This window comes from Novosphingobium sp. B-7, from assembly GCF_000410615.1.
Lineage (GTDB): Bacteria > Pseudomonadota > Alphaproteobacteria > Sphingomonadales > Sphingomonadaceae > Novosphingobium > Novosphingobium capsulatum.
The window spans coordinates 2,637-12,100 of sequence record NZ_KE148365.1; the positions used below are offsets into that span (position 1 = coordinate 2,637).

Genomic DNA, 9,464 nt, shown 5'->3' on the forward strand with positions numbered 1-9,464 from the left:
CGCCCCTGCGGACAATTACGCAGGCTGCGCGTCAGAACTCGCTCCAGTCATCCACCGCCAGGTTGCCTGCGGCCGCCGCCCGGCCGGGAGCCGGACGCGCGGGCGGGGCGGCCGGTTCTTCCGGTGGCAGCGTCGCGAGAGCGAGTGAGGCCGGGCGCACGACAACTGGCGCTGGTTCGGCCGGCGGCATAGGCACCACGCGCGGCGCGGCCACAGGCGTGGCATCGCCACCGGCCAGGCGAAAGCGGCCCAGCTGTTCCATCAGGCTGTCGGTCTCGCTCGACAGGGTGCGCGTGCTGGCGGTGCTTTCCTCCACCATCGCTGCATTGCGCTGCGTGAACGAATCCATGTCTGACACCATGCGCGAGATTTCGCCGATGCCGTCGGCCTGCTTTTCGGCCGCTTCGGCAATTTCCTCGACCAGGCCCGAAACCGCGTTCACTTCGCCCACGATCTGGCGCAGCGCTTCGCCACTGCCTTCGACCAGGGCCACGCCGCCGGCGATCTGCTGTGAACTCGTGGTGATCAGGGTCTTGATATCCTTGGCCGCGTCGGCGCTGCGCTGGGCCAGGGCACGCACTTCCGATGCCACCACGGCAAAGCCCTTGCCGGCATCCCCGGCGCGCGCGGCCTCTACCCCGGCGTTAAGCGCGAGCAGGTTGGTCTGGAACGCGATGCCGTCGATCACGGCGATGATCTCGGCCATCTGGCGCGAGCTGTCCTCGATCGATCGCATGGCCCCCACCGCATCGTGGGCAATGGTTTCCACCTGGCCGGCGGTATCGCGCGCCACGCGCAGGCGGCCACTGGTCTGCCGCGCATTGTCGGCCGTGATCTTTACCGTGCCGGTAAATTCGTTGAGCGTGCGCGCGGTCTGCGCCAGGGCATTGGCCTGCTGTTCCGATCGGGCCGAGAGGTCTGATGAGGCGGCGGCGATTTCGTCGATGCCCAGCTTGATCGTGCGGCAGCCGGCGACGATGCGGCCCAGTACCTGGCTCATTTCACCCAGCGCGGCGTTGTAATCCATGTGCAGCTTGCCCATCGCGCCATGGCCGTTTTCCGCCACGCGGTGGGTCAGGTCTCCCTGCGCCAGGGCAGCAAGGCCGCCGCCGATCGCGCCAATGGTGACGTTGGCTTCTTCGGCGCGGGCCTGCTCTTCGCGCGCGCGCTGCACGTCGCGGGCGAACAGCGCCTTGAACCCGTCGAGCGCGCGGGCCAGCTGGCCCAGTTCGTCAGCGCGGGCCAGGCCCGGCACGTCGATCGTGATATCGCCGGCGGCCAGGCGGTCCACCGCCGCGCTCATCCTTTTGACCGGCCGCGCCACCGTGGCCATCAGCACCACCAGCATGAACACTGCCACCACCAGCGCGGCGACGGCGGCCCCCACCATGAAGCGCTGGGCCGAGGTGTAGATGGTTGCGCTCTGTTCCGAAATCGCCCCGGCGCCCTTGGCGTTGAGGTCGATCAGCTGCAGCACGAGGTCTTCCAGCGCGTAATAGTGATCGAGCGATTCGGCATTGAGCGCGGCATGGGCGGCGGCAGGATCGCTTTGCGCCACGGTGATCAGGCGATCGGTATCGGCGGTGAAATCGCGCCAGCCCTTCTCGAACTGGTCGAGCAGCGCCTTTTGCTGCGGCGTGGCGATCTCGCTGCGGTAATCGGCAATGGTCTTGTCGATCACCACTTGCGCGTTGCGCGCCAGCTTGGCCGAGCGCGGCCCGGGGGTATAGACCACCTCGGCCTGCTTGATGCGGTATTGCGAGAGATAGCTGTGCAGATCACCCAGCGATTGCGAGGCCGGCAGCCAGCGCTCGCGCATTTCGGTGGCGATCGCGTTCACCTCGCCGATGCGGTTGACGCCCACGACGCTGATCGCGGCCATCACCGCCAGCAGCACGGCAAAGGCTGACATCAGCTTGGCAGAGATATTGAAACGAAGCATGGCGGCTGGCTCCGGCGGTTTGCGGCAATCGCCAAAAAACTAGAGCGCGGGCCTTCACGGATCGGTAACCATACCCCTGTGGATCGTTGCTATCGCGGCGTTAACCATGCCGTGCATCGGGCCATTTACCGGCCCGGCCCTGATCGGGCAGGATGCCGGGATGAAGATTCGATTCGCCATGATGGCCCTTGCCGCCGCAAATCTCGCCTGTGCCTCTGCTGCCCTCGCCGCCCCCGCACGCAAGGCCGCCCCGGCCAGGGTTGCACCCGCCCCGGCGCCGGTGCCCGATGTCGCGACCGTGGCCCTGGTGACCGACCAGGGCACCATCGTGGTCGAACTCGATGGCAAGCATGCCCCCATCAGCGTGGGCAACTTCCTGCATTACGTCGATGCCAAGCGCTATGACGGGATGACGTTCTATCGCGCCATGCATCTGGAATGGGGGCAGCAGCCCAACGGCCTGCTGCAGGGCGGCATTCGCGATGCGGCCAAGCTGTTCAAGCCGGTGGCCCATGAACCGACCAGCCAGACCGGCATCCTGCACAAGGCCGGCACGCTGTCACTGGCGCGGCTGGCGCCGGGCACGGCCACGTCGGATTTCTCCATCCTGTTGTCAGACATGCCCGGTCTGGATGCCGATCCGGCCAATGCCGATCCCGATCGGCAGCTGGGCTATGCCGCCTTCGGGCATGTGGTTTCGGGCATGGATGTGGTGCGCAAGATCTGGGACATGCCGATTTCGCCGACGATGGGCGAAGGCGCGATGCGCGGGCAGATGCTGGCCCAGCCGGTGAAAGTGATCACCGCGCGGCGCGTGGCGAACCAGACGCCCGCGCCGACGCCTGCGCCAGCGCCAGCGCCCACAACGACACCCTGATCAATTGGGGCAGGCTACCGCCGCGCTCTGGCTGCGGCGAAACAGCACCACGCGATAGAAGAACGCGTCGCTGCCAAAAGCCTGGTTCGGCCCGGCAACGATGTCGAGCCGATCCCCTTTCGCCAGGTCCACCGGCAGTGGGCCTGGTTGCAGACCGCTGGTCAGCACGCCCTGCCACAGCGCCTTGCCATTGCGCAGCACGGTGAGGTCCACCCCGTCGCCGCCCGGCGCCTTGGCAAAGCAGCCGCGCAGATCCAGCGCCTGGGCTGCCGGCGCGGTATAGCGCCACACCGCGCGCAATGGCGCAGCGGCATCGCCGGCCGGTGCGGCGCTGGTGGCGTTGATGCGCAGTGGCTTGCTGAACTTGTTGCCGAAATAGCCGGTCCAGGTATCGTCCAGCCAATCGAGCGCCGTGTCGCTGCCCGCGCGGTTGCGCACGAAATAGCGCCAGGCCGGCGTGCCCCAGCCCAGCAGGGTATCGGCCACCACGGCCGAGGCGCCCAGCGTATAGCCCGTGCCGACCAGCACGATCGGCTGATCGCCGATCATCGGCGTGGCCAGCGCCTGCCCCGTGGGGCCATAGGCCCGCGTGCCGCTGCCCAGTACCAGCCCGCGCGGGGCGCCCCAGATCACCGTGGTATCGCTGCCCAGGCGATAGGCGAACAGCAGCGGATCGCCCAGATCCAGCCGCAACGGGCGCCCCTTGGGAAGCACGCTGGCCTGGAGGAAGCGGAACGCGCGGCCCTGGTCCTTGATCGCGGTGCCGGCAAACAGCCCCATGGTGGGGAAACCGGTCTGGTCGATCAGGGCATACCAGCTTGCCTGGCCCACCCCATTGGCGGCCAGCATCGTGGCCTGCTTGACCAGTTCGCCGGCTGCGGTGGCCTGGTCGCTGGTGGCGAGGCCAAACTCGGTGGCCCAGACCGGCACGCGCGGGCCCGCTGCATCCATGGCCAAGGCGAGTTGCACCAGTTCCACGTCCAGCCCTTCGGCGCGGTTGCGATAGGGGTGCACGGCAATCCCATCGACCTGGGCGAGCAGCCCGGCAGCAAACAGCGGGCGCAGATAACCGGTGCCGATCATGTTGGTCGATCCACCGAGCAGCGCCGGGTTGCCGCCCAGCCGCGCATGGGCCGCTGCCGCGATCCGCACATAGGCGGCCACGCTGTCGATCCCAGCGGCAAAGACCATAGCGCGGCTGCCGTTGATCTCGTTGCCCAGCTCGATCGCGGCCAGGCAGTTGCCGAACTTGTCCTTCAGCGCGCCCAGATAGGCGGCAAACGCCGTGCGGCCCTGTTCTGAAGAGACCCACAGGCCGTTGTCATACAGCGGGTTGGCAGGAATCTCCGTCAGGATCAGGCGCCGCCCGGCCTGGCACGCCGCCATCAGGTTCTGCGCCGCCGCGCTGTCCAGGGTGTAGCGCCCCTTGGCTGTCTCCCCCGCCGCCCAGGGCAGCGAATCGCGCAACAGCGGCGCTTGCGCCTGTGCCGCCAGATCGCCCACCCCGGCTGGCCAGCCCTGGCTGAAATGGGTTTGCGCACCCAGCAGCAGGGACGCGCCCACGGCAGGCGCTGCCGCCTTGGCCGCGCTTGACGTTGCGGCCGCAGGGGCCACGCCGCCGGCGCTGCTTGCCAGCGTTACCGGCGCAGCGCCTGGCGTGGCGCTGGCCGAAGAGGTGGCCTTGCCCGTGGTGATGATCACCGTCGCCGCCAGGGCGGGGGCCGCCACAATGCCGGCCGTGACCAGCAGCGACTGGCGAAACCGGGTGTTCTTAATAAGCGCCATTAGCGGCCGTCCTGCACGTTGCCAGCAACAGGCGGCAGGGATTCGCCACCCGAGAGGCACAGTCTTGCCGCAATCGTTTAACATGGCCGCTCCAGACGCGGTTGACGCCGGCGCAGTCTTCTTTGCCAGGAACATATTGGCTATTAGGGGGAAATGCGTAGCGGAGCCGTGCTCCGAAACCCCCGTGCCGCGGTTGGCAGCGCCAGCCGCCCATGCCACAACCGGGCAGGTCTCTGCTGTCGAGGGAAGCGCTACCGATGAAAGCTCTCGTCCCGCTGGCTCTGCTCATCGCCGCGCCGGCCATGGCGCAATCGTCCGGGCCACCGCCCCAGGTCGACGCGGCCATGTCCCTGCTCGACCAGGGGCATTACCTTACGGCGCGCGACAAACTGGCCAAGCTGGCGTTCGATCCGCAGGGGCGGGTGAAAGACGAATATGCCTATCAGATGTGGCAGCAAGAAAGCGTCATGGTGACTGGCGAACTCGACTTGGCAACGCTGGATCGGGCGCATTCACCCCCATTGATCCAGCGCGACTGGATCGCGCGCGTTCAGCAGGCGGTTGCCCACGATGCGATTGCCGAAATCGTCAAGCGGGCGAAAGATACTCGCATCGTCATCCTGAACGAAGCGCATATCAGCCCGCGCGATCGCATGTTCGCCTTGCAGGTTGCCCGCGCCCTGCGCCCCTTGGGCTATGGCGTCCTGGCGGCGGAGGCGTTCTACAACGACCCGGCTGGAAAGATCATGGCGCGGCTCAGGCACGATGGCTTTGTCCGCCGTGGAACCGGCTTTTACACCCTTGACCCAGTCTATGCGCGGTTCGTCCGCGCCGCGCTCGCCATGGGGTATGCCCCTGCCGCCTATGAGCAGACCGAGGAACAATCTGCCGCCGCCCATCCTGCGGATCGGCAGGCCAACGTCGTGGCGCGCGAACAGGCTCAGGCCGAAAATCTGGCGGCATTGATGGCACGCTTTCCGGGCCAGAAGGTATTGATCTATGTCGGGCATAGCCATGTCGCCGAAGCCCCGATCAACGAGACCGGCGAAGGCAATCCCAAGATTGACTGGATGGCGGCGCGGCTCAAACGCATGACCGGTATCGATCCCTTGACGATCGATCAGGCTACGGTGACCGACCTTGATGCCGGCGCGCGCCCGGCGCAGGTGGCGGCAGCGCGCCTGTTGGGTGGGCGGCCTGGCATCTTGTTCGAACAGGGCAAGCCACTGGTGCTGGGCCAATATGCCGGCGCGGTGGACCTTCAGGTGATCCATCCTGCCCGGCGCTACCGCTTTGGCCGCCCGGCATGGCTTGCGGCCTCGGGCGCGAGACCGGTTCCGGTTCCTGCCGCGTTCAGGCCCCGGCATGGCCGCTGCCTTGTCCAGGCTTTCCCCGCTGGCGCGTCCGCTGATGCGGTGCCGCTGGATCAGGTGATGATCACGGCGGGGGAACGGGCACCGGCTTTGCTGTTGCCGGCAAGGCCGATGCGGTTTTTCAGGCAGTGCGTGCAGTTGGGAGGAAAGTAAAATCTGCCATCGCGAATAAATTACCACTGAATATTATCTGTAATAGGTATTTATAATTCTGAAATGGCGAGGGAGTGAATGATATTATGCAAATTGACTTTGAATTATATCATTGCTGAATTTTGAAATTTTCACTTGATTTTTTTGTAGAAATTCTGCATAGGCTGCGCATCGCCCCCCGTCATGATGCAAAATCTTGGATGCAATCGGCGCCTGAGAGACCATCGTGCTCCCGCATCTGGCAGGAGAACGGCCGTGGACCTCAATCATCTTCTTTTTCAGCATCAGGTTGCGGTGATGGATGCCCAGACGCGGCAGGACCATCGCGCCGGCAGCCGCTATGATCTCGTGCGGCATTATGAAACCCGCATTGCGCGGCTGCGCCAGAAGCTGGGCGTGGCAGCCTATCCGGAATGGTGCACGCTGCCTGCGGCCGGGTCAGCCGCTGCCGCCTGAGGCAGGCTGACGGGACAGCACGTCACCCATTTTTCGGCCCCGCTTCCTTCCGCCTGTGCACCACGCACGGGCGAGTGATCAACCGGCGCCCCCCGCCTCCCCCCTGCACGAGGTTTTCCCATGACAACCATCACCACCACGCGCGCGCTCAACCTGTCGATCGACGAGGGCGATGCCGCCAAGCGGTGCAAGGCCAATGCCCTGCGCATCAGTTCGATCGAGCCGCTCAAGTCTGGCGGCACGCATCTGGTGTTCGTGACGATCGAGGATGCCGACAAGGCCCGCATCCTGTTCAAGTCATCGCTGGCCACCGGCCGCGTCGTGCGTTTCCCGTTCATGGGTGCATCGACGCGCCACCTCTATTGATTTCAACGCCTGGCTAGATGGGGCGCTCGGGGCGCGGCAGGGCGGCCAGCCCTTCCTCCACCACATCGCCCACGCGCGCCAGGTCTGCCGCGCTGATGCAATAGGGCGGCAGGACATAGACGGTATTGCCCAGAGGGCGCAGCAGCACGCCGTGATCGCGGGCAAAGGCCATCAGGTGTGGCGCCAGGGCGGAAAGATAGCCGCCATCGGGCGTGGCGAAATCCACGGCGATGATCGTGCCGCAGCGGCGGGGATGTTGCGCGCCGGGCAGCGCGGCCAGGCGATCGAGCAGGGCCTGCTGGTTCTGCCCCAGGGCATCGATGCGCGCCTGCACCGGCTCTTCACGCCACATCGCCAGGTTTTCCACCGCCGCTGCGCAGGCGATCGGGTTCGCGGTGTAGCTGGACGAGTGGTAGAACAGCTTGGCCCGGTCGGTTGACCAGTGCGCGGCAAAGATCGGCTCTTGCGCCACGGTGACCGCCAGCGGCATCGATCCGCCGGTCAGGCCCTTGGCCAGGCACAGGATATCGGGCACCACGCCGGCCTGGTTGCACGCCAGCATCGTGCCAGTGCGGCCAAACCCGGTCATCACCTCGTCGGCAATGAACAGCACGCCATGGCGGCGGCACACCTCGGCCATCGCGGCCAGCACGGCGGGCGGATAGAACAGCATGCCGCCCGCGCCGAGCACCAGCGGCTCCACGATCAGCGCAGCCGGGTTTTCGCGGCACGCGGCTTCCAGGGCTTCGATCGTGTTGGCGCCATCGCCGATTGGAAAGGGGATCGTGCCCACATCGAACAGCAACGGCGCATAGGCCGCGTTATAAACCCCGCGTTCCCCCACCGACATCGTGCCGATGGTATCGCCGTGATAGGAATGCTCCATCACCAGGATGCGGTGGCGCGCTTCGCCACGGTTGGCCCAGAAGCCCAGCGCCATTTTCAGCGCCACTTCCACGCACGTGCTGCCGCTGTCGGAAAAGAACACGCGGGTCAGCGCCTCGGGCAGCATGGCGACAAGGCCGCGCGCCACGTCTTCGGCGGGCTGGTGTGTCCACCCGGCAAAGATCACCTGGTCGAGCCGCTCGGTCTGGGCGCGGATTGCGGCCATGATGCGCGGGTTGTTGTGGCCATGCGTGGTCACCCACCACGACGAGATCGCATCGATCACGCGGGTACCGTCTTCCAGGATCAGCGCCGCCCCTTCGCCGCGCGCCACCTTGGGAATGGGCAGTCCCAGCCCGTGCTGCCAGAACGGATGCCAGACGGGCGAGCCGGTCATGCGAAATCCTCCAGCGCAAAGCCGCGGGCAAAGGCGGCGGCCAGGGTTTCCGGGGTAAGCGGATCGAGCGGGTCGAGCCGGCCCAGGCGGCGCACCTTGCCCATCGCGGCGATGGTCTGTTCGTTATCTGCGTTCTCGGCGCCGACGAAGGCGATGCCGTGGATCGGCACGCCGCGCGCGCGCAGGGCTTCGAGCGTCAGCAGGCTGTGGTTGATCGTGCCCAGCGCCGTGCGCGCCACCACGATCACCGGCAGGTTCCACCAGGCAAACAGATCGGCATAGAGCGTGCCGCGCGTGATCGGCACCAGCGCGCCGCCGGCGCCCTCTACCACCAGGCGTTCATGATCGGGCGGCGAAAGGCGCGCCGGATCGATCTGCAGTCCGTCCAGCTCTGCCGCGCGGTGGGGCGAAAGCGGCTGCGTCAGCCGATAGGCTTCGGGCAGGATCAAGTCAGGCGGCAATTGCGCCAGCGCGGCCACGGCATCGCGGTCTGCCCCGTCATCCAGGCCGGATTGCACCGGCTTCCAGTAATGCGCGCGCAGCGCACCGGCGAGGGCGGCACTGAACACGGTCTTGCCGATGCCGGTATCGGTTCCGGTCACGACATAACGGGTCATCACAGGATCTCCTCAAGGGTGGCGGCCAGCGCATCGACATCGGCCGGGGCGGCGTTGAGCGTTAGCGAAATGCGCAGGCGGCTGGTGCCGGCCGGCACGGTGGGCGGGCGAATGCCGCGCACATCGAACCCGGCGGCCTGCAGCCGTGCGGCCGTAGCCATGGTGCGCGCATCATCGCCCAGAATCAGCGGCATGACCTGGCTGCCGCTGACACTGGCGCCCAGCGGGCCCAGCCGGCGTGCGGCGTGGTCGATCAGCGCGGATAGTGCGGCGCGGCGCGCTGGCTCGTCGGCGCAGATGCGCAAGGCCTCGCGCACCGCGCTGGCCATCAGCGGGCTGGGCGCGGTGGAAAAGATGAACGGGCGGCCACGGTTCACCAGGAAATCGCGCACTACGCGCGGGCCGCACACCAGCGCCCCTTCGCAGCCCAGCGCCTTGCCGCAGGTGCGCAGCACGATGACGTCTTCACGCCCATCGAGATGCGCGGCCAGGCCACGCCCATCCGGGCCGAACACGCCGGTGGCGTGCGCCTCGTCGATCACCAGAATCGCGCCATGGCGCTGCGCCACAGCGGCAAGATCATCCAGCGGGGCGCGGTCACCATCCATCGAAT

Annotated in this window: 9 protein-coding genes; 4 read left to right on the top strand and 5 right to left on the bottom strand. The window is 66.9% G+C overall.

Annotated features, from left to right (window positions below):
- Window positions 1-31: 31 nt before the first annotated feature.
- Complete coding sequence (locus tag H926_RS0114775; RefSeq protein ID WP_022677008.1) at window positions 32-1,942, bottom strand: methyl-accepting chemotaxis protein; 1,911 nt, start codon at window positions 1,940-1,942, stop codon at window positions 32-34.
- A gap of 160 nt (window positions 1,943-2,102) precedes the next feature.
- Here H926_RS0114775 and H926_RS27800 point away from each other — a divergent pair, with 160 nt between their 5' ends.
- Window positions 2,103-2,819, top strand: coding sequence for a peptidylprolyl isomerase (locus H926_RS27800; RefSeq protein ID WP_043609731.1), 717 nt, complete (start codon window positions 2,103-2,105; stop codon window positions 2,817-2,819).
- Here the strand turns inward: H926_RS27800 and H926_RS0114785 are convergent, their stop codons facing one another.
- Window positions 2,820-4,604: a hypothetical protein gene (locus H926_RS0114785; RefSeq protein ID WP_022677010.1), complete on the bottom strand. Its 1,785-nt coding sequence runs from the start codon at window positions 4,602-4,604 to the stop codon at window positions 2,820-2,822.
- A gap of 257 nt (window positions 4,605-4,861) precedes the next feature.
- Between H926_RS0114785 and H926_RS30920 the strand changes: the two genes are divergently transcribed.
- The 3 genes from H926_RS30920 (at window position 4,862) to H926_RS0114800 (ending at window position 6,952) form a co-directional block, all read left to right on the top strand.
- Window positions 4,862-6,130 carry a hypothetical protein gene (locus tag H926_RS30920; RefSeq protein ID WP_022677011.1) on the top strand — a complete coding sequence of 423 codons (1,269 nt, stop codon included), beginning with the start codon at window positions 4,862-4,864 and terminating at the stop codon, window positions 6,128-6,130.
- A gap of 255 nt (window positions 6,131-6,385) precedes the next feature.
- Entirely contained in the window at window positions 6,386-6,586 is a 201-nt protein-coding gene (locus H926_RS27810; RefSeq protein WP_022677012.1) for a hypothetical protein, read from the top strand.
- Window positions 6,587-6,706: 120 nt separating this feature from the next.
- A complete protein-coding gene (locus H926_RS0114800) occupies window positions 6,707-6,952 on the top strand; it encodes a hypothetical protein (protein WP_022677013.1) in 246 nt (81 codons plus the stop codon).
- Between the two features lie 13 nt (window positions 6,953-6,965).
- Here the strand turns inward: H926_RS0114800 and H926_RS0114805 are convergent, their stop codons facing one another.
- From H926_RS0114805 to H926_RS34775, 3 genes are all read right to left on the bottom strand, one after another.
- Window positions 6,966-8,234, bottom strand: coding sequence for an adenosylmethionine--8-amino-7-oxononanoate transaminase (locus tag H926_RS0114805; RefSeq protein ID WP_022677014.1), 1,269 nt, complete (start codon window positions 8,232-8,234; stop codon window positions 6,966-6,968).
- Entirely contained in the window at window positions 8,231-8,851 is a 621-nt protein-coding gene (gene bioD, locus H926_RS0114810; RefSeq protein ID WP_022677015.1) for a dethiobiotin synthase, read from the bottom strand. The genes H926_RS0114805 and bioD overlap by 4 nt, the downstream gene beginning before the upstream one ends.
- Window positions 8,851-9,464: aminotransferase class I/II-fold pyridoxal phosphate-dependent enzyme (locus tag H926_RS34775; RefSeq protein WP_022677016.1), on the bottom strand; the 614-nt coding region annotated here is incomplete at its 5' end. The genes H926_RS34775 and bioD, both read right to left, overlap by 1 nt.